20 protein-coding genes, 1 tRNA gene and 1 pseudogene are annotated in these 25264 nt (G+C 62.1%); 15 read left to right on the plus strand and 7 right to left on the minus strand.

Annotated elements, in window-relative coordinates; translation table 11 throughout:
- Positions 1-374: 374 nt before the first annotated feature.
- From ACM561_RS00795 to ACM561_RS00805, 3 genes are all read right to left on the minus strand, one after another.
- Positions 375-2864, minus strand: coding sequence for a DNA translocase FtsK (locus ACM561_RS00795; protein ID WP_425907317.1), 2490 nt, complete (start codon positions 2862-2864; stop codon positions 375-377).
- A 12-nt stretch (positions 2865-2876) separates the two neighbouring features.
- Entirely contained in the window at positions 2877-4127 is a 1251-nt protein-coding gene (locus ACM561_RS00800) for an aminotransferase class I/II-fold pyridoxal phosphate-dependent enzyme (RefSeq protein WP_425907319.1), read from the minus strand.
- A gap of 254 nt (positions 4128-4381) precedes the next feature.
- Positions 4382-5602, minus strand: coding sequence for a ubiquinone biosynthesis hydroxylase (locus tag ACM561_RS00805; RefSeq protein WP_425907321.1), 1221 nt, complete (start codon positions 5600-5602; stop codon positions 4382-4384).
- Between the two features lie 166 nt (positions 5603-5768).
- Here ACM561_RS00805 and tesB point away from each other — a divergent pair, with 166 nt between their 5' ends.
- The 5 genes and pseudogenes from tesB (at position 5769) to ACM561_RS00830 (ending at position 10857) form a co-directional block, all read left to right on the plus strand.
- Complete coding sequence (gene tesB / locus ACM561_RS00810) at positions 5769-6629, plus strand: acyl-CoA thioesterase II (RefSeq protein WP_425907323.1); 861 nt, start codon at positions 5769-5771, stop codon at positions 6627-6629.
- A 283-nt stretch (positions 6630-6912) separates the two neighbouring features.
- On the plus strand, positions 6913-7251 hold the full coding sequence (locus ACM561_RS00815) for a P-II family nitrogen regulator (protein ID WP_425907325.1): 339 nt from the start codon (positions 6913-6915) through the stop codon (positions 7249-7251).
- A 175-nt stretch (positions 7252-7426) separates the two neighbouring features.
- The gene (locus ACM561_RS00820) at positions 7427-8743 is read left to right on the plus strand and encodes an ammonium transporter (RefSeq protein WP_425907327.1); all 1317 of its coding nucleotides are present in this window, start codon (positions 7427-7429) and stop codon (positions 8741-8743) included.
- A gap of 389 nt (positions 8744-9132) precedes the next feature.
- A pseudogene (locus ACM561_RS00825) lies at positions 9133-9470 on the plus strand (P-II family nitrogen regulator).
- A 37-nt stretch (positions 9471-9507) separates the two neighbouring features.
- The gene (locus ACM561_RS00830; RefSeq protein ID WP_425907329.1) at positions 9508-10857 is read left to right on the plus strand and encodes an ammonium transporter; all 1350 of its coding nucleotides are present in this window, start codon (positions 9508-9510) and stop codon (positions 10855-10857) included.
- Positions 10858-11006: 149 nt separating this feature from the next.
- Here the strand turns inward: ACM561_RS00830 and ACM561_RS00835 are convergent, their stop codons facing one another.
- The 3 genes from ACM561_RS00835 to ACM561_RS00845 all read right to left on the minus strand — a co-directional run bounded on the left by ACM561_RS00835 (position 11007) and on the right by ACM561_RS00845 (position 13169).
- Positions 11007-11207 (minus strand): Trm112 family protein, encoded by a 201-nt coding sequence (locus ACM561_RS00835; protein ID WP_425907331.1) that lies wholly within the window; start codon positions 11205-11207, stop codon positions 11007-11009.
- A 136-nt stretch (positions 11208-11343) separates the two neighbouring features.
- A complete protein-coding gene (locus ACM561_RS00840) occupies positions 11344-12018 on the minus strand; it encodes an LON peptidase substrate-binding domain-containing protein (RefSeq protein WP_425907333.1) in 675 nt (224 codons plus the stop codon).
- A 215-nt stretch (positions 12019-12233) separates the two neighbouring features.
- The gene (locus tag ACM561_RS00845) at positions 12234-13169 is read right to left on the minus strand and encodes a tetratricopeptide repeat protein (protein ID WP_425907335.1); all 936 of its coding nucleotides are present in this window, start codon (positions 13167-13169) and stop codon (positions 12234-12236) included.
- A 289-nt stretch (positions 13170-13458) separates the two neighbouring features.
- Between ACM561_RS00845 and ACM561_RS00850 the strand changes: the two genes are divergently transcribed.
- The 3 genes from ACM561_RS00850 (at position 13459) to ACM561_RS00860 (ending at position 18250) form a co-directional block, all read left to right on the plus strand.
- Positions 13459-13533 (plus strand) — tRNA-Gly (locus tag ACM561_RS00850).
- A 555-nt stretch (positions 13534-14088) separates the two neighbouring features.
- Positions 14089-15777 (plus strand): PAS domain-containing protein, encoded by a 1689-nt coding sequence (locus ACM561_RS00855; RefSeq protein ID WP_425907336.1) that lies wholly within the window; start codon positions 14089-14091, stop codon positions 15775-15777.
- A 232-nt stretch (positions 15778-16009) separates the two neighbouring features.
- Positions 16010-18250, plus strand: coding sequence for a DUF2235 domain-containing protein (locus ACM561_RS00860; RefSeq protein ID WP_425907338.1), 2241 nt, complete (start codon positions 16010-16012; stop codon positions 18248-18250).
- A gap of 100 nt (positions 18251-18350) precedes the next feature.
- Here ACM561_RS00860 and ACM561_RS00865 read toward each other — a convergent pair whose 3' ends face one another.
- The gene (locus tag ACM561_RS00865; protein WP_425907339.1) at positions 18351-19127 is read right to left on the minus strand and encodes an alpha/beta hydrolase; all 777 of its coding nucleotides are present in this window, start codon (positions 19125-19127) and stop codon (positions 18351-18353) included.
- A 208-nt stretch (positions 19128-19335) separates the two neighbouring features.
- On the opposite strand from ACM561_RS00865, the gene infC reads away from it, so the two are divergent.
- The 7 genes from infC (at position 19336) to pheT (ending at position 25232) form a co-directional block, all read left to right on the plus strand.
- Entirely contained in the window at positions 19336-19875 is a 540-nt protein-coding gene (gene infC / locus ACM561_RS00870; protein ID WP_425909852.1) for a translation initiation factor IF-3, read from the plus strand.
- Positions 19876-20283: 408 nt separating this feature from the next.
- Entirely contained in the window at positions 20284-20484 is a 201-nt protein-coding gene (gene rpmI, locus ACM561_RS00875) for a 50S ribosomal protein L35 (protein ID WP_011508684.1), read from the plus strand.
- A gap of 71 nt (positions 20485-20555) precedes the next feature.
- Positions 20556-20915 (plus strand): 50S ribosomal protein L20, encoded by a 360-nt coding sequence (rplT, locus tag ACM561_RS00880; RefSeq protein WP_079445120.1) that lies wholly within the window; start codon positions 20556-20558, stop codon positions 20913-20915.
- Positions 20916-20948: 33 nt separating this feature from the next.
- On the plus strand, positions 20949-21449 hold the full coding sequence (locus tag ACM561_RS00885) for a DinB family protein (protein ID WP_425907341.1): 501 nt from the start codon (positions 20949-20951) through the stop codon (positions 21447-21449).
- Between the two features lie 5 nt (positions 21450-21454).
- The gene (pheS, locus tag ACM561_RS00890; RefSeq protein WP_425907343.1) at positions 21455-22537 is read left to right on the plus strand and encodes a phenylalanine--tRNA ligase subunit alpha; all 1083 of its coding nucleotides are present in this window, start codon (positions 21455-21457) and stop codon (positions 22535-22537) included.
- Positions 22538-22553: 16 nt separating this feature from the next.
- Positions 22554-22790: a methionyl-tRNA formyltransferase gene (locus ACM561_RS00895; protein ID WP_425907345.1), complete on the plus strand. Its 237-nt coding sequence runs from the start codon at positions 22554-22556 to the stop codon at positions 22788-22790.
- Positions 22791-22793: 3 nt separating this feature from the next.
- Positions 22794-25232, plus strand: a complete 2439-nt coding sequence (pheT, locus tag ACM561_RS00900) for a phenylalanine--tRNA ligase subunit beta (protein WP_425907347.1) — start codon at positions 22794-22796, stop codon at positions 25230-25232.
- The last annotated feature ends 32 nt before the right edge of the window (positions 25233-25264 follow it).

Below are 25264 nucleotides of genomic sequence, written 5' to 3' on the forward strand. Positions count from 1 at the left end.
CGCCGCGAGCCGGACCACGCCGAGGCGCGCGCGGATCGGACGACTGGCCGCGGATGAATGTGTCACGTCTCTGCTCAATGTTTCGTCCTGTCCGCTCAAGGTGTGCTTTTCTAGAGCGGTTTGCATTTTGACGGAAACACCCTGCTCCGTCATGACCGGGCTTGTCCCGGTCATCCACGTCTTTTTTCGTTGAAATTCCAAAGACGTGGATACCCGGCATAATGCCGGGCATGACAGGCTTCTGATTCCATCCAAAAGAAACATGCTCCAAGCGATTCGCGCTGCCGCGGATATCGCTTTTCCGGACGGGTCTCGCGCGTCGCTGTGGCGATTTCGCGGCTCCGGAAACTCGATCATCGTCATACCGTCATGGATCAGAAGTGGCCTTCTTCTTCCTCGATCAGGATTTCGCGCTTTCCTGCGTGATTGGCCTGCCCGACGATGCCTTCGAGTTCCATGCGCTCCATTAGCGAAGCGGCGCGGTTGTACCCGATCTGGAGACGGCGCTGGATATAGCTGGTCGAAGCCTTGCGGTCGCGCTTCACGATTGCGACCGCTTGCGAGAACAGATCGCCCCCGCCGTCGCCGCCCATGCTCGTGCCGTCGAACACCGCGCCGTCATCGCCCTCGGCGGGCTCTTCGGCCGTGACCGCCTCGAGATATTCGGGAGCGCCTTGCGTTTTGAGATGGCGAACCACCTTCTCGACTTCTTCGTCGGATGCGAACGGCCCGTGCACGCGCGAGATGCGGCCACCGCCGGCCATGTAGAGCATGTCGCCCTGGCCGAGCAGTTGCTCGGCGCCCATCTCGCCGAGAATGGTGCGGCTGTCGATCTTGGACGTCACCTGGAAGGCGATGCGGGTCGGGAAATTGGCCTTGATGGTGCCGGTGATGACGTCGACCGACGGACGCTGCGTCGCGAGGATGACGTGGAGGCCGGCCGCGCGCGCCATCTGCGCAAGACGCTGGACCGCGCCTTCGATATCCTTGCCCGCGACCATCATCAGGTCGGCCATTTCATCCACGATGATGACGATGAAAGGCAGCGGCTCGAATTCGAGCTTCTCTGCCTCGTAGATCGCCTTGCCGGTTTCCTTGTCGAAGCCGGTGTGCACCGTGCGCGTCAGTTCCTCGCCCTTGGCCTTCGCCTCGACGAGGCGGGTATTGTAGCCGTCGATATTGCGCACGCCGAGCTTGGCCATCTTCTTGTAGCGCTCTTCCATCTCGCGCACGGCCCATTTCAGCGCGACCACCGCCTTCTTCGGATCGGTCACCACCGGTGTCAGCAGATGCGGGATGCCGTCATAGACCGAGAGTTCGAGCATCTTTGGATCGACCATGATGAGACGGCACTGATCGGGCCGCAGCCGGTACAGCAGGCTGAGAATCATGGTGTTGATTGCGACCGATTTGCCGGAGCCGGTGGTGCCGGCGATCAGCATATGCGGGGTGCGCGCGAGATCGATGATGACCGGATCGCCGCCGATGGTCTTGCCGAGGCAGAGCGGCAGCTTGGCGACCGAGTCGGTTGCCTCCCTCGCGGTGAGCAATTCGCGCAAGTAAACTTTTTCGCGATGCGCGTTCGGCAGCTCGATGCCGATGGCGTTGCGGCCGGCGACCACCGCGACGCGCGCCGACAGCGCGCTCATGGAACGCGCGATATCGTCGGCAAGGCCGATGACGCGTGACGACTTGATGCCGGGCGCGGGCTCGAGTTCATACAGCGTCACCACCGGTCCGGGATTGGCTTTCACGATCTCGCCGCGCACGCCAAAGTCGCCAAGCACGCCTTCCAGCGCCCGCGAATTGGTTTCCAGTTCGGACTTGCTGAGCGGCTGGCGATCGGAGGCGCGCGGCGCACTCAGAACGTTGACCGAAGGCAATTCGAACTTGCCGAGTTTCTTCGCTGGCTGATGGGGAGCGGCCTTCCGGCGCGGCGCGCTGACAAACGGCGCATCATCGCTCTCCTCCTCGTCGTCCGCTTCGTCTTCGTCGTCGTCGTCAAGGTCATCGTCAAGGTCGCTCCGGGCCGGCGCCAGGGAGGGAGCGATATGTCCGCCGCCGAGGTTCGGTTCCTGACGCTCGAACGCCAGCGCCCCCGATTTCTGCGGCGCGCTCGACACCAGCGACTTATAGGCCAGCGTGAGCAGTGCCCCGAGCCTGAGGCGCTTGAATCGCGCCTTCGCGCTCATCATCGCGTGAACCGCCCAGCCCAGCGAGACCGAGGCGTGGTCGCTGCCCTCATCAAACGGCCGGTCGTCCTCGATTTCGCGCGACTCGTCGGCGGGCCGCGATCTGATTCCGCTGGCCCAAAGGAATGTCGCGGCCATGACCGGCAGGAAGATCGCGCCGAGCACGATGCTCTGCAGCACGCTCGCCGGGCCGAACAGAATCGCGGGCGCCCGCACCAGCGCGTCGCCGACCACGCCGCCGAGACCGGTGGGCAGCGGCCATGCGCCGTTGTGAGGCCAGCAACTTGCGAATCCGGCGGCGGTTATGGTGCAAAGAATCCAGCAGCCGAGACGTGTGGCTTCGCGATCGAACGGGCGATGGGTCAGCATCCGCCACCCCCAGATCGCCACCGGCAGGATCAGCATGATCGCGCCGAGACCGAGAATCTGCATCAGAAGATCTGCGCCGATCGCGCCGGGATAGCCGAGGACGTTGTGGATCGCGCGCGAGGTGGCGTGGCTGAGGCTCGGGTCCTGTACCGACCACGTCATCAGCGCGGCCGCAGCCGCACCGGACAATGCGATCATTCCGAGCCCGGTGAGTTCGCGCAAGCGCCGGCCAAGCGGCTCGCGGATCGACGGCGGTATATGATCGACGATGGGGAAAAGGCGTTCGATCGCTGCCATGCTCATGGGATCCCGCGATTAATCGAGAGTTTTCACCAGCCGATGCAATGCCTCGGCCGTTGTTTCAGTGTCCGCTACCAGCGCCAGCCGGATATAGCCCGCGCCGGGATTTAAGCCGTCGGCTTGCGGACGCGCCAGATAGCTTCCGGGCACGACGCGAATGCCGGCTTCCTTGTAGAGCCTGACGGCCACGGCCTCGTCGTCGCCATAAGCGGAGACATCCAGCCAGATGCAGAAGCCGCCGGCCGGGCGGCTGTAGCCGAAGCGATGGCCGAGGATCTGGTCGGCGAGGTCGAACTTGAGCCGGTAGAGCCGGCGGTTCTCCTCGACATGCGCTTCGTCGCCATAGGCCGCCACCGCGACATGCTGCAGCGGCACCGGCACCTGAGGCGACGCGACGTTGCGCAATTCATGAAACGCGGAAAGGAATTTGCCATCGCCGGCCGCGAAACCGACCCGTAGCCCCGGCAGGTTCGAGCGTTTCGACAGCGACTGGAACGCGACGACATTGGCGAAATCCGGCCCCGCGCATTCCAGCGCGCTGCCCGGCGCGTCCCGCGTATAGATTTCCGAGTAGCATTCGTCCGAGAACACGAGGAAGCCGTGACGGCGCGCCAGCGCGATCAGGCGCGAGAGGTAATCGCGCGAGGCCGTCGTTCCCTGTGGGTTGGCGGGGGAGGCGAGATAGATCGCGACCGTCCGCGCCAACGTGCTCTCATCTATGGAATCGAGGTCGGGCAGGAAACCGTTGGCGCGCGTGGTCGGCAGGAAGATGGTTTCGCAATGGGCAGCGCGTGCGCCCGCGCCATAGGCCGGGTAAAACGGGTTCGGCATCAGGATGGCCGGCGCGCCCGCGCGAGGCGCGACGTAGCGGGCGGCGGCGATCGCGGCGAAAAACAGCCCCTCACGGCTGCCGTTCAGCACCAGAATCTCGGTCTCGGGATCGACGGCACGGGGCAGGGCGAAGCGCCTCGACAGCCAGTTTGCGGCCGTGCGGCGGAACGGCTCGATCCCCCGCGCCATCGGATAGCGTCGGAACTCGTTGATATATTGAGACAATATCGGAGCGACGAAGTCGGGCGGCGGGTGCTGCGGCTCGCCCAGCGACAACGTGATCAGGGGTTGTCCTGGCTCGTGGGGCGCAAGCAACTCCGCCGTCCGCGCGAACGGTGACCGCTCGCTCGGCGTCGTGGACGCAGCTCTGCTGGCGGCGGACTCGGCCGGACTGACGGCGTCTGGCGCCGCGCGCGATGAAGCGGTGGTTGCCATCGGTTAAGCGTCAACACTTTCAAGACGTTCGGCCGCACCCAATAGCCGGACGAAAGACAGTTGAGTACCATAGGTACGGCGAGGTTAAGACGCGATTAACCATCGACGGGAGGGCGGATTTTCTTGTTATGTTCTTGTGAATGCATAATGACGTTGCGGCGGCCCGTGACCGCGACCGGATTTGCTTCCCGAAATAACAAATACCGAGGAGCGAGGTCTCCCAGCGTCTGCGGGAGACCACCGACTTGCCGCCCCTAAAGCGCCTCGCCCTTTAGCAGCCGCGGCACTTCGCCGGTCAGTCCGGCTGCCTGCCGGATGAAGGCGTTCTTCAAAGGCGGCATGCGGTCGACCAGACCGAGGCCGATGTCGCGCATGCCGCGCAGCAGCGCCGACTCGTTCGAGAACAAAACATTGAGCGTGTTGGTGGCGAAGCCCATCGCCATGGTGTCAAAGCGCCGCCAGCGCTGATAGCGCTCGAGCACGCTGGCCTGCCCCGGATCGATGCCGAGCCTGACAGCGTCGACTATGGTTTCCGCCAGCGCGGCGACATCCTTCAGTCCGAGGTTGAGGCCCTGACCCGCGATCGGGTGAATCACATGCGCTGCGTCGCCGACCAGCGCGAGCCGCTCGGCGATGAACGATCGCGCGACGAAATAGTGAAGCGGAAACGCGCGCGGCTTGTCGAGCGCCTTGATCTCGCCGAGGTGCAGACCGAAGCGCTGCTCCAGCTCGTCATGAAATTCTTCTTCCGGAAGTAAGACGATGCGCGCGGCGTCGGCACGCTTCTCGGTCCACACCAGCGACGAGCGCTTGCCCGTCAGCGGCAGGATCGCGAACGGCCCGGCGGGGAGAAAATGTTCTTCGGCGCGGCCCTGATGGTCGCGTTCGTGGCCGACGGTGACGACGATGCCGGACTGGTCATACTCCCAGCCGTGGGTGGCGATTCCGGCGCGCTCGCGCAGCCTTGAACGCGCACCGTCGGCCGCCACCAGAAGGCTCGCGTCAATCGTCGAGCCGTCGGCCAGCGAGACCATGACGCCGCCCGGCCGCACGTCGTTTCCTGTCACCGCGGTGGCGCGCAACTCGACGCCGGCCGCTTCCGCGCGCGACGCCAGTGCCTCGATCAGATAACGATTCTCGACCATGTGCGCGAACGGTTCGCCCGGCTCGACCTCGCCGGTAAACGTCAGAAATGTCGGGCGGGTGGCGTCCTCGAGCTTGGAATCCGTGACCACCATATCGAGGATCGGCTGCGCGGTGCCGGCGACTTCGTTCCAGACCCCGAGCGCTTCGAACAGGCGGCGGCAGGCGGCAACGATGGCGGTGGCGCGCGGATCGCGGCTCGGCCGGTTCGCCAGCGCCGGATCGGCGACCACGATCGGAACCCCAGCGCCCAGCCCCTGACGTAGCGCCAGCGCCAGCGCCAGTCCCGCGAAAGCGCCGCCGCAGATGACAATGCTCTGTTGTGTCGTCATGGTACGCCTTGCTTCTGTGCTGCCGCAGTATAGCCGGGCGAAACGGGTTTCCAAACGTTGCTTCTTTAGCAACCGCTTTGCCCGCGTCGTCGTTCCAGGACGCTGGAGGCCGCGAACCCGGGATTAACGGTATGACAACGCATGAGTTCATGATGAAGGCGTCGCGATGTCCAAAAGTTTGATCGATCTGATCGCGATCCTCGATCTGGAGCCGATCGAGGAAAACCTATTCCGCGGCAACAGCCCGAAGACGGGCTGGCAGCGGGTATTCGGCGGGCAGGTGATCGCGCAGGCGATGGTAGCGGCCTGCCGCACCGTCGAAGGCCGCCTGCCGCATTCGCTGCATTGCTATTTCATTCTACCGGGCGACCCCGAGATCCCGATCATCTATCAGGTGGAGCGACTGCGCGACGGCAAGAGTTACTCGACGCGGCGCGTCACCGCGATCCAGCATGGCCGCGCCATCTTCTCGCTCATGGTCTCGTTCCATGCGGAAGAGGAAGGCGCCTTCAATCATCAGGACCGGATGCCCGACGTGCCGCCGCCGGAGAGCCTCTCGCCGGAGGAATTCGTCAAGCAGCCGATGTTCAAGGAAGTGCCCGAATTCATCCGCCGTTACTATGAATCGGACCGGCCGATCGAACTGCGCCCGGTCGAACTCAACCGCTACTTCGGCGAGAAGATCGAGGACGGTCGTGTCCATGTCTGGATCCGCACCGCGTCGAGTCTACCCGACGACCCGGCGCTGCACATGTGCGCGCTGGCCTATGCGTCGGATTTCGCTCTGCTGGATGCGGTGATGGCGCGCTACGGCCGCACGCTGTTCGACAAGCACATGATGGCGGCATCGCTCGATCATGCCATGTGGTTTCACCGCCCGTTCCGCGCCGACGAGTGGCTGCTCTATGCGCAGGATTCGCCGAGCGCCGAGAACGGCCGTGGCCTTGCCCGCGGCCTGATCTTCAGGCAGGACGGAACGCTGGTCGCATCCGTGTTGCAGGAAGGCTCGGTGCGCGAGCGGCGCTAGAGCGGTGTCAGCGCATTTCCCGGGGCAAAAACCATAGACGGTTCGGCATGAACTTCCCCAAGAGCGCATCGGCCCTTGGCGGCGGACCTCCGTCAGTTGCGACGACGCGAACCTGGTTCAGGCGAAAAACCGGCCCGTCCGTGCCGAGGTCTCCACACTGTGACAAACCCTCGGCATGTTTTTCGTCCAGGCTGCAAGTTTTTTGTGCGAGTTGCACGGAAAGATGTCAGACTCAATCGTGCGAAGTCAGCTAACGTATTGTCCATTGAGCGGAAGCGCCATCATGAAATTCGTCGTCGCCGTTATTAAACCTTTCAAGCTCGACGAGGTCCGCCAAGCGCTGACCGCGATCGGGGTGCATGGCATGACCGTGACCGAGGTCAAAGGCTACGGCCGCCAGAAGGGCCATACCGAGATCTATCGCGGCGCCGAATATGTCGTAAACTTCCTGCCTAAGCTACGGATCGAGGTCGCAGTGTCGTCGGAGCTTGCGGACAAAGCGGTGGAGGTCATCACCGCGGCCGCGCGCACCGGCCAGATCGGCGACGGCAAGATCTTCGTGATTCCGATTGATCACGCCCTGCGCATCCGCACCGGCGAGACCGACGGTGACGCGCTCTGACGATGTTGAACGCGTTACCCCGGATGCTGCGCGCAGCGCTGCTGAGTCGGGGCCGTAACGAAGATGAGGCTTGAGACAGTCCCGGCTCTGCGGAGCAGTGTGAAGAACGCTGCGTCGCCTCCGGGACATAAGTCTTGTTTGAGCAAATAAGCGAAGCGAAGACCGAGGAACGACAATGGGGGCACTTTCGCGTTGGGCAGCACGCGCTGCGACGACGGTCTTTGCAATTGCAATTTTGGCAACAACAGGCACACCGAGCCTCGCGGCCAGCGATGCTCCGACGGTGAACGCCGCCGACACAGCATGGATGATCGTCGCCACGGCCTTCGTGCTGATGATGACGATCCCGGGGCTAGCGTTGTTCTATTCGGGAATGGTGCGCAAAAAGAACGTGCTGGCGACGATGGCGCAAAGTCTCGCAGCGGTTGCGGTGATTTCGATTCTGTGGGTGGCGTTCGGTTACTCGCTGGCGTTCACAGGCGACGGGCCGTGGCTGGGATCGCTCGGCCGCATGTTTCTCGCCGGTATGAGCATGGACGCCGTCAATCCTGCGGCAAAGACCATCCCCGAAGCGCTGTTCATGCTTTACCAGATGACCTTCGCGATCATCACCGTGGCGCTGGTGGCGGGCTCGGTGGCCGACCGGATGCGCTTCTCAGCCTATCTGCTGTTTTCGATCGGCTGGTTTATCTTTGTCTACATTCCGCTTGCGCATTGGGTGTGGGGCGGCGGCTTCCTCGGCGCTGCCGGCGTGCAGGATTTCGCGGGCGGGCTGGTGGTGCATCTCAGCGCCGGCGTAGGGGGGCTGGTCGCGGCGAAAGTCCTCGGTAGCCGTCACGGCTATGGTTCGGACAATTTGTCGCCCTACGATTTGTCCCTCGCTGTGATGGGCACGGGGCTTTTGTGGGTCGGCTGGTTCGGATTCAACGGTGGCTCCGCGCTGGCTGCGAATTCGCGCGCGGTGATGGCGATTATCGCCACGCATCTCGCCGCCTGCGCGGGCGCGCTGACATGGGCAGCCATCGAGTGGGCGACGCGGCGCAAGCCCTCCGTACTCGGCATGATCTCGGGCGCGGTTGCGGGTCTCGGCACGATCACGCCGGCCTCCGGCTTTGTCACGCCCCTGCAAGGTATCGTCATCGGAATCCTTGCCGGACTGATCTGCTACTGGGCCTGCACTAGCCTCAAGCATCGCTTCCGCTATGACGATTCGCTCGACGTATTCGGCGTCCACGGCATTGGCGGAATGACCGGGACCCTGCTGCTCGGGGTGTTCGCGACCTCGTCGATCGGCGGCGTGCCCGGCCTGCTTGAAGGCAACCCGCGCCAGTTGCTGCTGCAGCTCTATGGCGTGGCCGTCACCCTGCTCTGGTCGGGTGCGGTGACTTACGGCCTCCTCAAGCTGGTCGGCGCTTTCGTGGCGCTACGGGTCTCCCGCGAGAACGAGCTGGAAGGACTCGACATTTCCCAGCACGGCGAGGCGCTGCAATAGCCGCATGACGACTTCGATATGACGGCGTTTTCCTTGGATCGGTTCTGGTTTCAGAACCGGGCTTTTTCTGATCGGCACCGGTGTTTCGAACCTCTCGAACGCACTCCTGATGCCTTCCCCTTGAGCAAAACATCCCCGAAAGCCGGACGCTGCCTTTCTTTTGGGCAGATGTGGTCAGGTTTTGAGCGGAGCGTTCCGCCCGATGTCGCACCGCGTGGCAGCCGAGCCAAAAAACCTTGAATTCACAGGTCGTTAAGCAATTGGGCCGGTTTGGCACAGCATTTGATTCCCTGGTTCCGGCTGCGCCTGCGCCGCGACCCTTCCCGGCGCGGAGTCTCAGCCGAGACCGCCCGGCATGTTGCAGCCGGGCCCAGGCGGGGGCCGGACACATGAAAATCGTTATGCCGATCATCAAGCCCTTCAAGCTCGAAGAGGTCCGCGATGCCCTGACCGCGATCGGCGTGCACGGTCTGACAGTGACGGAAGTCAAGGGATACGGCCGCCAGAAAGGCCATACGGAAATCTATGCGGCGCCGAATACACCGTGAGCTTTCTGCCGAAGATCAAGGTCAAGGTCGCGGTCAATTTAGGCCTGGTCGATGCGGTCGTCGAAACCATCGCCTCGGTGGCGCGAACCGGCAGGATCGGCGACGGCAAGATCTTCGTCATCAACCTCGAGCATGCGGTTCGCATCCGCACCGGCGATCTCGATGCCGCCGCGATCTGATTTCGCGCTCATCCTTCCTCAATCAGGAGTAAAGCACATGACGTTCGAACGCCCGGCCCGCGCGGGACTGGCCATCGCGGCGATACTCGCCGCAGCCGGCCTTGCGGGATTTGCCGACGTCGCGCTTGCCCAGAGCGCCGCAGCGGCCGCCCCTGCCGCGCCACCGCCGCCCAAACTGGATTCGGGCGACACCGCGTGGATGCTGACCTCCACCGCGCTCGTGCTGATGATGACGATCCCCGGCCTCGCACTGTTTTACGGCGGCATGGTGCGCAAGAAGAATGTGCTCGCCACGGTGATGCAGAGTTTCGCCATCACCTGCCTCGTCACCGTGCTCTGGATGGTGATCGGCTATAGCTGGGCCTTCACCGAGGGTACGAACTTTCTCGGCAGCGCCTCGCGCATGCTGCTGATGGGCATGGGCACGGACTCCATCGCCGCCGCCGCGCCGACGATCCCGGAAACGGTGTTCATGTGCTTCCAGATGACGTTCGCGATCATCACGCCAGCGCTGATCTGCGGCGCGATCGCGGATCGGATGAAGTTCTCGGCGATGATGTGGTTCATGGGCCTGTGGTCGCTATTGGTCTATGCGCCGGTCGCGCACTGGGTCTGGGGCGGCGGATTCCTCGGCGGTCTCGGCGTGCTGGACTTCGCCGGCGGCACCGTGATCCATATCAACGCCGGCGTCGCGGGCCTCGTCTGCGCGCTGGTGCTCGGCAAGCGCAAGGGTTACGGCAGCGAGAACATGGCGCCGCATAACCTGGTGCTGACCATGATCGGCGCGTCGCTCTTGTGGGTCGGCTGGTTCGGTTTCAACGCCGGTTCGGCGGTGACGGCGGGCGGACAGGCCGGCATGGCGATGGCGGTGACCCAGATCGCAACCGCCGCCGCGGCGCTGGCCTGGATGGTCGTCGAGTGGGGCTTGCGCGGCAAGCCGAGCGCGCTCGGCATCTGCTCTGGCGCGGTCGGCGGTCTCGTCGCCATCACCCCGGCCTCCGGCTTCGTCGATCCGTGCGGTGCGCTGGTCATCGGCGCCGTCGCCGGCATCGGCTGCTACTGGGGCGCCACCGGCCTCAAGCACATGATGGGCTATGACGACAGCCTCGACGCCTTCGGCGTCCACGGCGTCGGCGGCATCATCGGCGCGCTGCTCACCGGCGTGTTCGCCCGCACCGCCATCAACAAGGCCGGCACGGGCCTGATCGACGGCAACGCCCATCAGGTGATCGTCCAGATCTACGGCATCCTCGCCACGATCGTGTACGACGCCATCGTCACCCTGATCATCCTGCTTGCCATCAAGGCGGTGATCGGTCTGCGGGTCAGCGGCGAGAACGAACGCGAAGGTCTCGACATCAGCCAGCACGGCGAGATGGTGCAATGACGCGAGAGCACGGCTGCGGCGCTCCGAGTGGCGTCGCCGCCGTCAGGACGATGCCTCTTCCGATGAGAAATGAAGAGCCAGGCGCTGCGCTCGCTCCGTTCGCCTGGTCGAAACGACGGAAGCGTGCATCATCCTCGCTCGATTTACCCTCACTCGATCTTCCTGGCCTCTTCCGGCAGCATGATCGGAATGCCGTCGCGGATCGGGTAGGCCAACCGGGCCGAGCGCGAAATCAGCTCCTGCCGCGCGCCGTCGAATTCCAGCGGCCCCTTGGTCACCGGGCAGACCAGAATCTCCAGAAGCTTTGGATCGACGGTATCTTCGGAACGATCGGAGGGGGGCGGCGTCATGCGGGTCTCTTCGAAGGATCAAGCCGGGCGGGTGGGTTCATAGGGGTTGTGGTTGAATCTGACATTCGCTTGCCGAGTTTGCCGCACGTCGGTGGCGAATGTCCAATCCACTCCACCAGTTGAGACGCTTCGTTAGCTACTGCAATCCGGGGTCGCCGCTGGTGCGTTTTTTTGCGAGGTCCATTTCGGTCACCGCGATCAAGATTTCCGCGCGGGTTTTAAGGTCGGTTGCCTCCAGCATCGCCTGCTTTTCCAACGGGCCATAGGGCGACATCATCGCCAGAGCGTTGACCAGTGCCTCGTTCGGGGCGTTCTCGATGTCGCTCCAGTCTACCTTCAAGTCGTTGACCTTGAGAAAATCGTTCAGCACCTCGAGCAGCCGTTTGCGGTCGACGGCGTCCTCGCCTTTGCGTGCGGTCAGATCATCGGCGTAAGCAAAGAAATCGACCTTGCACTGGCGATAGGGCGTCAACACCGTCAGCTCTTCCACGACCTTGAAACGCGAGACGCCGGTGAGCTCGAGGATATAACGGCCGTCGCCGGATTCGGCGAACTGCGTGATGCGCCCGACGCAGCCGACATGGAACAGCTCCGGCTTGTCCTCGCTCGCAGAATGGGCGATGTCGGGCTGGATCATGCCGATCAAGCGATGGCCGTCCCGGAGCGCGTCGTCGACCATTGCGAGATAGCGCATTTCGAAGATGTTGAGCGGCATTTGGCCGCGCGGCAGCAGCAGTGCGCCGGGCAGAGGGAACACTGGTATCACTTCGGGAAGGTCACCGGGTCCGCGGTATTCGGCATTGATGGGCATGAACGAGTCCGGTGGCTAGCGCCTATTCCGCAAAAGTGGATACCGGTTTTGCGATGAGAATAAGCGCAAGTTATTTAAGTGAGAGCATTTTCTAACGTCTAACCGGATTCCACTTAGCCGGAAAATGTTCTCACGGGCAAAGCTTGTAGCGGTCCTTCCCTGTCTTACATTCGCAGGCCGTTCGCTGAACGGACGCAAATGTGAGACCGGACCGCTTAAGAAAACAGGATCGTCGACAGGCGTTTGCGTCCCTCGACGGTGGCTTCGTCCGCGGCGCCCCACGCTTCGAAGAATTGCACGAGTTGCCTGCGGGCGGCATCATCGTTCCATTTGCGGTCGCGCCTGACGATTTCCAGCAAGTGATCGGTGGCTTCGCTGCGTTGGCCACCGGCGTTCAGTGCGGTAGCCAGATCGAATCGCGCCTGATGATCGAGCGCGTTGGCCGCAACCTTCTGCTCGAGTTCGACGACCGGACCGAGTGAACTCGCCTGTTCGGCGAGGTCGATCATGGCCTGCACGGTTGTCACCGCGGCGTCGCCGCGCTTCGATTCTGGCACTAGCGCGAGTGTTTGCTTGGCTTTGTCGATCGCGCCGGTGGTCGCATAACAACGCGCAAGTCCGGCGATCGCCGGAAGATTGGTGGCGTCGATACCGAGAACCTCGGCATAGACCTCGGCCGCCGTGGTCGGGTCGCCTGCAGCGAGCGCGGCTTCCGCCTCTTGCAAGATTTCCTCGATATTCGGAGTGCCGGGCGCCGCCCCTGCGCCTTGCGTCAGCTTGTCGATGAAGCTCTTGATCTGGGTCTCGGGCACAACGCCCATGAAGAAGTCCACCGGTCGCCCACCGGTAAAAGCGAACACCGCCGGAATCGACTGATTACCGGTTTGTGCCGCAAGCTGCTGAAAAATGGCAGGATGCTGGTCGATATTCATCTTCGCCAGCTTGACCTTGCCAGCGGCGGCGCGCACCGCCTTTTCCAGGATCGGGGTCAATTGGCGGCATGGTCCACACCACGGCGCCCAGAAATCGACCAGTACCGGCTGGCGCATCGATTCCTCGATGACATCCTTCATGAAGGTCTGGGTCGTCGTCTCGTTGATCAGATCCGACGCCTGCTGTGGCGGCTCGCTGCCGTGCTCGACTATGGTCACGTGATCCTCGCCTGATGTCCCCGGAAGGAGCGGTCTGCGCCGTCCCAAAGTTCGCATATCCTTGCTAGCACGATCCGAACCCATAAATTGGTCCCTGCGCGGAAATATTGCAATTGGCGGGCGGAGCATCGTTCCCTCCTGGTTCTCCGATGGCTCCGGTATCGCGGTTGCCATCCAGTATGGAGGGGACTTAGGGCAGACGACCTCATATCTGGCTGTTGCATTCGCGCGCCGCATTTGGCATAGCTCTGCCCTTCGGCGGCAGTCGATCGGCTGCCTGTTTTCGGATGCGGGTGTAGCTCAGGGGTAGAGCACGACCTTGCCAAGGTCGGGGTCGAGGGTTCGAATCCCTTCGCCCGCTCCAATTTTCCCGTGTCCGCGTTCCAGTTGGCCCTCGGCAACAGGCTGACGGAACATGCCCAGACCATAGGCGACAATCACGTGCGGAACGGATTTGTCGCTGGTCCAGATGGTTCTTTGTTCCAGCTCGAAGTGTTCGAGATCGCAGCGCACCATGCTGACGGCCTGCGGGGGCGTCTTTGATGGCGTTCTGACCGCCGAGTCTGGACCAGACTCACGCGACTCAATGCATACCGAGGCCGCAGCAGGCGGCGGTTATGAATGTTGCACGTCTTCAGGAAACAAGTCGCTGCCATCGCGGTGCAACAAAGGCGGAGAAAATTTCCAACGGTTGCGTCGTAGCCGATGCGTTAGAGGCGTTCGCTATTGAAAACGCTAAGAAAAACGGAAAATCCGGGGGCTGCCTAAGCTCTCTGACACCGCGGCGCTACGGGTATCCCTTAAGCATTTAAGACCAATTAACCTCGTTTTAACCGGTTCCATTCATCATCAAGTTACCAAGCTTCGCCCGCGAGTCGTGAGCTTTGGTAGTCTTGGATCTAACTCCTGGGGAGGATCAATGTTTTTCTTCAAAAAATGGTCGATCGCGAAAGAAAATGCTGCGAAAGCCGCAGCGATCAGCAAGTCTCAAGCCGTCATCGAGCTCGGTATTGATGGAACGGTCATCACGGCTAACGAGAAGTTTCTCAGCATACTCGGTTACACGCTGGCGGAGGTTCGCGGAAAGCACCACGGCATGTTCGTGGAGACCGACGAACGGTCCGGCGCCGCATACCGCGACTTCTGGGCCAGGTTGAATAAGGGCGAGACCCAATCGGCCGAGTACAAACGCATCGACAATCACGGCCGGGAAGTCTGGGTTCAGGCGTCCTATATTCCGGTGCTGGATTCGAGGGGGAATCCGACAAAAGTTATCGCGCTCGCGTCCGATATCACCGAGAAAAGAATCAAGAATCTGGAAAACGCAGGTCAGGTTTCCGCCATCGAACGCGCGCAGGGCGTGGTCGAATTCAAATTGGACGGCACGATCATTACCGCGAACAGAAACTTCCTTAACGCGATGGGCTTCGCCCTTAGCGAAGTGCAGGGGAAGCATGATGGCATGTTCGTGGAGCTGTCGGAGCGGTCAGGTGCAGCCTATCGCGAACTCTGGGCCAAGCTCAATCGCGGCGAGACTCAATCGGCCGAGTACAGGCGGTTTGGTAAAGGTGGAAGAGAAGTCTGGATTCTCGCGACTCACAATCCGATCGTGGACGAGACCGGAAAGCCGTTCAAGGTTGTCGCGTTCACGACTGACGTCACCAAACAGAAATTGAAGGCGGCTGAGCTGGAGGGCCAAGTTGCGGCCATCGGAAAGTCGCAGGCCGTCGCCGAATTCGGAATGGATGGAAAGATCCTTACCGCGAACGATAACTTCCTGAAAGCGTTTGGCTACTCTCTCCTCAACGAGGTCCAGGGCAATCACCATCACATGTTCGTGGAGGCCGGTGAACGATCCAGCGCCGCCTATCGCGAATTCTGGGCCAAGCTCAATCGCGGCGAGTCACAGTCAGCCGAGTATCAGCGTATCGGCAAGAACGGCAAGATCGTCTGGTTGCAGGCTTCTTATAATCCGGTCCTGGATTCGAGGGGCAAACCCACGAAGGTTATTGAAGTCGCGACCGATATCACCGCCAGGAAGCTCGAGGCGCTGGAAAACGCGGATCAGCTTGCCGCCATTGAACGCGCCCAGGCAATGGCCGCATTCAAACCGGACGGTACGATTATCGCTGCTAACGACAAGTTCCTGAAGGCGATGGGTTACACCCTCGGCGACGTTCGTGGCAAGAATGACGGCATCTTCGTGGAGGCTTCGGAGCGTGCAGGTTCTGCCTATCGCGAATTCTGGGCCAAGCTCAATCGCGGCGAGGCTCAATCGGCCGAATACAAGCGCATCGGGAAGGACGGCAAGGAAGTCTGGATCCGGGCCTCGTACATTCCGGTCCTCGACGCCAAGGGCAAGGCGATCAAGGTCATCCAATATGCCACGGTGATCGAATCTGACCGTAGCGAAGAGATGGTGCAGGAGGCGCCTGTGTCGTTGGCTGATCAGGCTGAAGCGTCGAGCTTGAGCATGGAGCGGCTGGAGACCCGTCGCAAGAGCGAGAGCGTCGGTCCGTCGCCCCTCGCCCAGTTCCTGACAAGCCTTCGCGCGGGATTTAGCTCCGCGATGGCATCCTCGACGAAAGCTGTCGCCAATTTCTTGTGACGATTGGTTGATCAGGAGAACGATGGGGTTGATGGTCGATGCTTTGGCGATGACCGAACCCATCGTGAATGTCACAGGAATGAGTTAGCCGTTGCCAACCTTCCTCCCTCAGTTGGCAAGGCTAACTGGCCGCGATTGAGTTGACGCTAAGAGAAGCGACGCCCGCTGCGGGCGTCGTTGGCTTTTGAGAGAAGGCGGATTAACATCGGGCGACATCGTTCCGGGAGTTGGCATGGGCCGGAAAATCGTTCTGCTCTCTGATGGCACCGGAAATTCCGCGGCGAAGGTCTGGCGCACCAACGTCTGGCGCACATTCGAAGGGCTAGATCTTTCCGGATCGGATCAGGTGGCGTTCTACGATGACGGCGTCGGCACGTCGTCGTTCAAGCCGCTCGCCGTGCTCGGCGGCGCGTTTGGCTTCGGGCTGAAACGCAACGTTATCGATATCTACAAGTTCGCCTGCCGCAACTGGCTTGACGAGAGTGACCAGATATTCGGCTTTGGCTTTAGCCGGGGCGCCTTCACCATTCGCGTGGTGATGGGGCTGATCCTTAATCAAGGACTGATTGCCGCCGCCACCGAGGAAGAACTGGATCGCAAGGCGCGCGCAGCCTATCGCGCCTATCGCCGCGAACGCTATCATACGGTCTGGCGCATCGAGCATCTGTTCAGGGCTTTGCGCGATCTGGTTTGGCGCGACAATTACAACAAGGCGGACAATCGCGTGATCCAGCGCATCCGCTTCGTTGGCGTGTGGGATACTGTCACCGCCTACGGGTTGCCGATCGACGAGATGACGCGAGGCGTCAGCCGCTTCATCTGGCCGCTGCAATTGCCCGACCACAAGCTCGATCTGACGCGGGTGATGCGGGCCTGCCAGGCGCTGTCGATCGACGAGGAGCGAACCACTTTCCATCCCGAATTGTGGGATGAGAGCGGAGCACAGTCTGCCCGGCTTCGCGGGGACGGTGAGCGCTATCTTGCCGACGAGCAGGTGAGTCAGGTCTGGTTTCCTGGCGTTCATTCCAACGTCGGCGGCGGCTATCCGGACGATTCACTGGCTTATATCTCACTGGTCTGGATGTTGCGGGAGGCGCAGGCCTGCGGTTTGCGCTTCAAGTCGGATCAGGGGGCACCGCCAGCCGATCCCGACACCTTCAAGCATGCCGTCGCAATGTGCGACAAGGATGGCCGGCTCTATGATCCGCGCAAGGGTGTCGGCGGATACTATCGTTACGGGCCGCGCAAGCTCGAACTTCTCTCCAACTACGCCTACACGAAACGGGACGTGGTGTCGGTGGCGAGACCGAAGATTCACGAGAGCGCTTTGTGCCGAATCGCAAGCCGTGCCCACGCCTATGCGCCGGTGGGGCTTCCCGCGGTCTACGATATCGCGACTTACGATGGGCGAATCATCACGCCCGATGCGTTCGGGCTTGAAACCTCGGATGAGGCGGCGAAACGCGCCGAAACGCAAGAACATGTCTGGAACCAGGTGTGGAAGCGCCGCATCGTCTATTTCCTCACTGTTGGCGTTTCGCTTTGGCTCGTGCTCTACCCTCTGTTGCGCAAGCTGCCTGCCAAGGACGAGTATCTCAGCCCGGTCCGCTGGATCTCGGACATCATCCGCCTGGTCGGCGGCTTCCTGCCCGGATTCGCGCAAACCTGGATCGACGGCTACGCCCGCAGCCCGGTGCAGTTCTCACTCCTGCTCGCCGCCGTGATTGTGCTGATCGCCTGGAGCGCACGACTCGCGGCCGGCATCTCGGATAAGATGGGCGCGATCTGGCGGCGCGCCCCGTGCGCGCCCACCAAGGGACCGACAAACTGGATTTATCGGCTGCGCACCAGCCGCATCTACGTCGCTTTTCACGACTGGCTGAAGCGGCGCGGCGCGCCGGCATTCTTTGCGCTTCTTTTTGTCTATCTCGGCATCACATTGACGAGCCACCTTCTCTACAACGTTCAGGACATTGCCGGCTTCACCTGCCGCGAAAACTCCCAAGCGAAAGCGCTAACTCGCGGCGAGGAAGCCAGCGTGACCTTCGCTACATCCGGCCTGTGCAACAACACCGGGATTTTCGTCCAGGGCAATGGCGCGCGCTATGTGGTCAAGGTGGAGACCGCCGAGCCGTTCCGGGACGGCGGCATTTCGTCTCCGCTCGGCGGATTCTACTCGACCGATGCGCCGAACTGGCATCAGCAGCTGGCGCTGGTGCTCGGCGTTCCCTTGCGCCGCGAACTGACGCGGCCGTGGTTCCGCCTGGTTTTGCGCTACGGCGCGGTTGGCGGCGAGGAGGTGTTTCTCGATCCCGATCCGGAAGACGGCACCATCGAGGCCGTGATCCGGCCGACACGCAGCGGCGAGTTGCTTGTGTTCGTCAACGATGCGGTGCTTGGCATTCCCGGATTCTACGACGCATTCTATCGCAACAATGAAGGCTCCGCCAAACTCACAGTTAAGCGCAGATAAAGCGGCCTTCCGGTTGCTCGAGCCGGTTAGCCCGCCGAGGAACGTTTCGAGATGAGGAGGATGCTCGCCGCGGCCGGGCATGATCGGCCATCCGCTGGGTTCAGAAGAACTCCGCCACCGCCGCCAAAATGCGCGCGATGTCCTGTGGGCGCGACAGCCGGTGGTCACCGTCCTGAATCATGGTCAGCACCACGTCATCGCTCGGCAACCGTTCGGTCAGCGTTAAGGCGTGACGCCACGGCACGTCGAGGTCCTGCGCGCCCTGCAGGATGCGCACCGGACAGCCGGTCGAGATGCTGCGGTCAAGCAGCAGATGGTTGCGGCCCTCCTCGATCAGTTCGCGCGTGATCGGGTAGGGATCGCCGTAATCGGACGGCCGCAGCCAGACGCCATCAGTTTCGATGGCATGTCTGGCCTCCGGCGAAAAGGTCTTCCACATCAACTCCTCGGTAAAATCCGGCGCCGGTGCGATCAGCACGAGGCCGGTGAGCGTGGCGCGGGAGGATGCCCGTCGCGCGATCGCGCGCGCGAGCAGAAGCGCCATCCAGCCACCCATTGATGAGCCGATCACCACCTGCGGCCCCTCGCAAAAAGCGTCGAACACCGCGAGGCTTTCCTCGAGCCAGCGTCCTATGGTGCCATCGGTGAACTCGCCGCCGCTAGTCCCATGACCGGAGTAGTCGAAACGAACGCAGGCCAAACCGCGTTCGGCCGCCCACGAATCGAGCGCCAGCGCCTTGGTGCCCGCCATGTCGGATTTGAAGCCGCCGAGCCAGAACAGGCCCGGGGAGTCGCCGTGCCGCGCCTGCACTGCGATCCGGCGGACGGCGTCGCCGCCGCCGACCTCGATAAATTGCGCTGTCGTCTCGCTCGTCATGGCGTCCGTCCGTTTGCGTATTTCCAGCAGTGCCGCTCCCCCATTTGAATGCCTGCTCGATGCGGAACAAGTAGCGGATCGAAATTGACCGGCGTGACCAAAATACCTCGCGCTCGATGGTTTTGCCCCGCGTTAAATTCCCCCGCTTGCCCGCAGCCGCTTATTCCTTCAGAGTAGGCGCTTCTTTCACAACATTGGAGAGCCACCCATTCGCCGTCCCAGTAGAGCGCCAATGCCCGTCGCGAAAGACGGACCGCGCACCAACGATGAAATCCGCAATGCCCAGGTTCAATTGATCGATCAGGACGGCACCAACCAAGGTACCGTGGAAACGATCGCCGCCATCAAGATGGCCATGGATGCCGGTATGGATCTGGTCGAGATTGCCCCGAACAGCAGTCCTCCCGTCTGCAAGATTATGGACTACGGGAAATACAAGTTTCAGGCCCAGAAGAAAGCCGCTGAAGCCCGCAAGAAGCAGAAGGTCGTCGAGATCAAGGAGATCAAGCTCCGTCCGATGATCGACGATCACGACTACGACGTGAAAATGAAGGCGATGCAGCGGTTCTTCGAGGAGGGCGACAAGGTCAAGATCACCCTGCGCTATCGCGGCCGTGAGATGGCTCACCAGGAGATTGGCACCAAGTTGCTCGACAAGGTGAAGGCCGACGTCGCCGCCTACGCCAAGGTCGAGCAGGACGCCAAGTTCGAGGGCCGTCAGGTCGTCATGGTGCTGGCACCGCGCTGAGGGCTGCGTTCATCTCTTTAAGAGTTCGAACAAAAATTGGCTCGCTAGACATCTGGCGGGCCAGTTTCGACGAGCCTCTGTAAGACCCAACCTGCAAGCGGAGAGGGAGCGCGCCGTGTCTGTTCCAAGCGACTTAATTCCAGCGATTTTTTAAGCGGGGCATGTCTCTCCCGGAAAGCCCCTTCGGCGGGGAATAGCGATCGTTCTTTCCGTAAATCGTTGCCAATCCGGCCATCCTCTGCCATAAGCCCGATCTTCGCCGCCCGGCTGATTCAAGGGCTGCCGTGGCGACGACCATGCCGGCGATGTCATTTCAGGTATAGTCGAGCATTTTCAACGCTCTAGCGAGCATTTCGCCGCAAAAAGCGCCCCTTGGGGCGCATTTTTTCGTGGCAACAGGAGAGCCAAATGCCCAAATTGAAGACCAAATCGGGCGCTAAAAAGCGCTTCAAGGTGACCGGAACCGGCAAGGTGGTGTCCGCCCACGCCGGTAAGCGACATGGCATGATCAAGCGGACCAAGAAGCAGATTCGTCAGCTTCGCGGCACCCGCATCCTGTTCAAGACCGACGGCGACAACATCAAGAAGTACTTCTTGCCGAACGCCTGACGGCCGACCTGTTGCAATCCCGCCGCGCCGAGCGGCGTCAAATTCACCAGTCACTTTGAAGGAGATCGGTCATGGCTCGCGTCAAGCGCGGTGTGACGGCTCATGCCAAGCACAAGAAAGTCTACAAGATCACCAAGGGTTTTTCCGGCCGCCGGAAGAACACCATTCGCGCCGCGAAGGCCGCCGCCGACAAGGCCGGCCAGTACGCCTTCCGCGACCGCAAGCGCAAGAAGCGCACCTTCCGCGCCCTGTGGATCCAGCGCCTCAACGCCGCCGTCCGGCCGTTCGGCATGACCTACAGCCGCTTCATCGACGGCTTGTCGAAGTCGGGCATCACGGTCGACCGCAAGGTGCTGTCGGATCTCGCCATCAACGAGCCCGCCGCGTTCCAGGCGATCGCCGAGAAGGCCAAGGCCGCGCTCGCGGCCTGAGCCTTCGCGACGGTCGGCCGTCGGGAGCGACGGATGATCGAGATCAGCTATGCCCGGCGGATGGCCCGGTACAACCGCTGGCAGAACGACAATCTTTACACGGTGGCCGACGGGCTGTCGGACGGCGAACGCCGCCGCGATCGCGGCGCGTTCTTCGGCTCGATCCACGGCACGCTCAATCATCTGCTTTGGGCAGACCGCATGTGGATGAGTCGGTTCTCGGACTGGCCGAGGCCCGGTTGCGGGATCGGCGAGTCGCCGACGCTTGTTCCCGACTGGAGCGAACTCAAGCGCGAGCGTCGCGCCGCGGACGCCCGGCTGATCGAGTGGGCCGACGGTCTCGATCCGGACTGGATCAAGGCAGATCTTACCTGGTTCTCCGGCGCGACCGGGAGCAACGTGACCAAGCCGCGCTGGCAGCTCGTGATGCATTTCTTCAATCATCAAACCCATCATCGCGGGCAGGTTCACGCGATGCTGACGCAGGCGGGCGGCAAGCCGCGCGAGACCGACTTGTTCATCATGCCGGAGTAAAAGGGATGGCCGACATCGAGATTCTCGAACAGGAGCTGACCGGCGCTGTCGACAATGCAGGCGACGAGGCCGCGCTGGAGGCGGTGCGCGTCGCGGCGCTCGGCAAGAACGGCGCGGTGACGGCGTTGCTCAAGACACTTGGCGCGATGTCCCCGGATGAACGCAAGACGCGCGGCGCTTCGATCAACATGCTCAAGGATCGGGTGGCCGCCGTCATCAACGCACGCCGCGAGGTGCTGAAGTCCGCCGCGCTTGATGTCCGCCTCGCGTCGGAAACCATCGACGTCACGCTGCCGCTGCGCGAGGCGCCCGCGGAAGCCGGCCGCATCCATCCGCTGAGTCAGGTGTGGGACGAGGTCACCACGATCTTCGCCGACATGGGTTTCGCGGTCGCCGAAGGCCCCGATATCGAGACCGACGACTACAATTTCACGCGGCTAAATTTCCCCGAAGGCCACCCGGCGCGGGAGATGCACGACACCTTCTACTTCAATCCGAAGGAGGACGGCTCGCGCCTCTTGTTGAGAACGCACACCTCGCCGGTGCAGGTGCGCACCATGCTGAGCAAGACACCGCCGATTCGCGTCATCTGCCCTGGCCGCACCTATCGCAGCGACTCGGACCAGACTCACACGCCGATGTTCCATCAGGTCGAGGGGCTGGTGATCGACAAGTCATCGCATCTCGGCCACCTCAAATGGATCCTGCACGAATTCTGCAAGGCCTTCTTCGAGGTCGACAACGTCAACATGCGTTTTCGTCCCTCGTTCTTCCCATTCACGGAGCCGTCGCTGGAAGTCGATATCCAGTGCCGCCGCGACAAGAACGAGATTCGCTTCGGCGAGGGCGAGGACTGGCTGGAGATTCTCGGCTGCGGCATGGTGCATTCGAACGTGCTGAAGCTGTGCGGCATCGATCCCGAAGTCTATCAGGGTTTTGCCTGGGGCATGGGGATCGACCGTATCGCCATGCTGAAATACGGCATCGCCGATCTGCGGCAATTGTTCGAAGGCGACGTACGCTGGCTTAATCACTACGGCTTCAGGCCGCTCGAGATCCCGACGCTGGCGGGGGGATTGAGTACTTAATTTTGCGGAGATCTCGATGGCCTGGATCAGTGCGATTTCTCTTGGCGAATCGACAGGCAAGATGCAGTCGACGCAAGTCGAGGCAATCGTCAAAATATTTGAAACGGATGGTGCAACTCGTATCGTTCAAATCGATACTGGTGGATCTATGGACCGCCAAAATCCAGGTAAACAAAGTCAAACGATCCAGTTCGGAAGAGAATCAGCGAAGCAACTGTTCGATATTTTCAAAGACACTTACGGTTTCGAGTAGACAATGAAATTCACCCTCTCCTGGCTGAAAGAGCATCTCGACACCGACGAGCCGCTCGACAAACTTGCCGACAAGCTCACCATGATCGGGCTCGAGGTCGAGCACATCGCGGACAAATCGAAGACGTTCGCGCCGTTCACCATCGCGCGCGTGGTCTCCGCCGCGCAGCATCCGAATGCCGATCGTCTCAGGGTCTGTATGGTCGATACCGGCGAGACCAGCGACAAGGGTGAGCCCGCTTATATCCAGGTGGTATGCGGCGCACCGAACGCGCGCGAGGGCCTCGTCAGCGTGTTCGCGCCGCCTGGCACCCACATTCCCGGAAAGAACATCACGCTCGGCGTCGGCACCATCCGCGGCGTCGAGAGCCGCGGCATGCTGTGCTCGGCGGCCGAGCTTGAAATCTCCGAGGATCACGACGGCATCATCGAATTGCCGGCGGATGCGCCGGTCGGTGTGGGATATGCGGAATGGGCCGGGCTCGGCGATCCCGTGATCGAGATCAACCTGACGCCGAACCGGCAGGATTGCACCGGCGTGCACGGTATCGCGCGCGATCTGTCCGCTGCCGACATGGGCCGCTTCAAGGACCCGACCATCAAGCCGATCAATGGCGAATTTCCCTGTCCGGTGAAGGTGACGGTGGAGGATGCCGCGCTGTGTCCTGGCTTCGCGCTGCGCCTCGTGCGCGGGGTGAAGAACGGCCCGTCGCCGGAATGGCTGCAAAAGCGCCTGACTTCGATCGGTCTGCGCCCGATCAACGCGCTGGTCGACATCACCAACTTCATGACCTACGACCGTGCTCGTCCGCTGCACGTGTTCGACGCGAAGAAGGTGCACGGAAATCTCACGATCCGCCGCGCCCGCGACGGTGAGACGCTGCTGGCGCTCGACGGCCGCACTTACACGCTCGATCCGAATATTTGTGTTATCGCCGATGACAAGGGCGTCGAATCGCTCGCCGGCATCATGGGCGGCGAGCAATCCGGCTGCGACGAGACCACCACCGATGTGCTGATCGAATCGGCGCTGTGGAGCGAGATCAACATCGCGCAGACCGGCCGCAGGCTCGGCATCAATTCAGACGCGCGCTATCGCTTCGAGCGCGGTGTCGATCCCGCCTTCATGGTGCCCGGGCTTGAGATGGCGACGCGGCTCGTCATCGAGCTTTGCGGCGGCACGCCGTCGGAGAACGTCGTTGCCGGACAGGCGCTGCCCGATGATCGCGTGATCGATTTCCCCTTGAGCGAAATCAAGCGGCTGGCGGCTATCGATGTGCCTCTGGTCGAAGTGCGGCGCATTCTCGGCCATCTCGGTTTTATGGTGGCCGGCAGCGGGCCCGTTGTGAAGGTCGCTGTCCCCACTTGGCGCACTGACGTTCAGGGCAAGGCCGACATTGTCGAGGAGATCGTGCGCATCGTTGGCGTCGACAAGGTACCGATGACGCCGTTCGATCGGGGCGACGCGCCGCGCAAACCTGTGCTGACGCCGATCCAGTCACGCACCCGACGCGCGCGGCGTGCGCTGGCGGCGCGCGGCATGGTCGAAGCCGTCAACTGGTCGTTCATCGCCAAGCCGCAGGCCGAGCTGTTCGGCGGCGGAAGTAAGGAACTGGCGCTCGCCAACCCAATTGCCTCTGATCTTTCCGACATGAGGCCGAGCCTGCTGCCGGGTCTCGTCGCGATCACGCAGGCCAATGCCGACCGGGGCTTTCCCGACGTCGCGCTGTTCGAGGTCGGGCAGATTTTCAGAGGCGACGGTCCGCAAGATCAATTCATGGCCGCCGCCGGGCTTCGCCGCGGCATGGCCTCGTCGGCGGGTCTCGGGCGGCACTGGTCGGGCGCGGCCACCGCGGATGCGCTTGATGTAAAGGCCGATGCGCTTGCCGTGCTGGCTGCCGCCGGTGCGCCGGCGCAGGCGTTGCAGATCGCGATCAGCAGTGAATCGAAAAACTTTCCAGCATGGTTGCATCCGGGACGATCGGCTGCGATCCAGATCGGACCGCAGAACGTGCTCGGCTATTTCGGCGAACTGCATCCCCGCGTGCTCGAAGCGCTGAAGGCCGATGGTCCGCTACTCGCATTCGAGGTGATTCTCGACCGCATCCCGGAGGCCAAGCAGAAGCCGACTCGCGCAAAACCGGTGCTGGAATTGCCGCCGTTCCAGCCTGTGGCGCGCGACTTCGCGTTCATCGTCGATCGCGTTGTGAAAACGGCCGATATCGTGCGCGCGGCGCAAAACGTGGACAGAAAGCTGATCTCGGGCGTCACGGTGTTCGATATCTACGAAGGCAAGGGCATCGATGCGGACAAGAAATCGGTTGCTATCGCGGTGACGCTGCAGCCGCGTGACAAGACGCTGACCGATCAGGAGATCGACGCGGTGGCGGCGAAAGTTGTTGCCGAAGTCGCGAAAAGAACCGGCGGGAGCTTGCGCGGTTAAAGCGTCTTGACGCGAAGCGGATACCGGTTCGC

It is taken from the genome of Nitrobacter sp. TKz-YC02 (assembly GCF_049852135.1).
GTDB lineage: Bacteria > Pseudomonadota > Alphaproteobacteria > Rhizobiales > Xanthobacteraceae > Nitrobacter > Nitrobacter vulgaris.

Bases quoted from the DNA above. Each gene is read 5' to 3' on its own strand.
- ACM561_RS00800 (WP_425907319.1), bottom strand. From the start codon at position 4,127: ATGGCAACCACCGCTTCATCGCGCGCGGCGCCAGACGCCGTCAGTCCG.
- ACM561_RS00885 (WP_425907341.1), top strand. From the start codon at position 20,949: ATGATCGAGATCAGCTATGCCCGGCGGATGGCCCGGTACAACCGCTGG.
- ACM561_RS00815 (WP_425907325.1), top strand. From the start codon at position 6,913: ATGAAATTCGTCGTCGCCGTTATTAAACCTTTCAAGCTCGACGAGGTC.
- ACM561_RS00805 (WP_425907321.1), bottom strand. From the start codon at position 5,602: ATGACGACACAACAGAGCATTGTCATCTGCGGCGGCGCTTTCGCGGGA.
- ACM561_RS00865 (WP_425907339.1), bottom strand. From the start codon at position 19,127: ATGACGAGCGAGACGACAGCGCAATTTATCGAGGTCGGCGGCGGCGAC.
- pheS (WP_425907343.1), top strand. From the start codon at position 21,455: ATGGCCGACATCGAGATTCTCGAACAGGAGCTGACCGGCGCTGTCGAC.
- ACM561_RS00895 (WP_425907345.1), top strand. From the start codon at position 22,554: ATGGCCTGGATCAGTGCGATTTCTCTTGGCGAATCGACAGGCAAGATG.
- ACM561_RS00835 (WP_425907331.1), bottom strand. From the start codon at position 11,207: ATGACGCCGCCCCCCTCCGATCGTTCCGAAGATACCGTCGATCCAAAG.
- ACM561_RS00795 (WP_425907317.1), bottom strand. From the start codon at position 2,864: ATGAGCATGGCAGCGATCGAACGCCTTTTCCCCATCGTCGATCATATA.
- ACM561_RS00855 (WP_425907336.1), top strand. From the start codon at position 14,089: ATGTTTTTCTTCAAAAAATGGTCGATCGCGAAAGAAAATGCTGCGAAA.
- pheT (WP_425907347.1), top strand. From the start codon at position 22,794: ATGAAATTCACCCTCTCCTGGCTGAAAGAGCATCTCGACACCGACGAG.
- tesB (WP_425907323.1), top strand. From the start codon at position 5,769: ATGTCCAAAAGTTTGATCGATCTGATCGCGATCCTCGATCTGGAGCCG.
- rpmI (WP_011508684.1), top strand. From the start codon at position 20,284: ATGCCCAAATTGAAGACCAAATCGGGCGCTAAAAAGCGCTTCAAGGTG.
- ACM561_RS00860 (WP_425907338.1), top strand. From the start codon at position 16,010: ATGGGCCGGAAAATCGTTCTGCTCTCTGATGGCACCGGAAATTCCGCG.
- ACM561_RS00830 (WP_425907329.1), top strand. From the start codon at position 9,508: ATGACGTTCGAACGCCCGGCCCGCGCGGGACTGGCCATCGCGGCGATA.
- rplT (WP_079445120.1), top strand. From the start codon at position 20,556: ATGGCTCGCGTCAAGCGCGGTGTGACGGCTCATGCCAAGCACAAGAAA.
- ACM561_RS00840 (WP_425907333.1), bottom strand. From the start codon at position 12,018: ATGCCCATCAATGCCGAATACCGCGGACCCGGTGACCTTCCCGAAGTG.
- ACM561_RS00820 (WP_425907327.1), top strand. From the start codon at position 7,427: ATGGGGGCACTTTCGCGTTGGGCAGCACGCGCTGCGACGACGGTCTTT.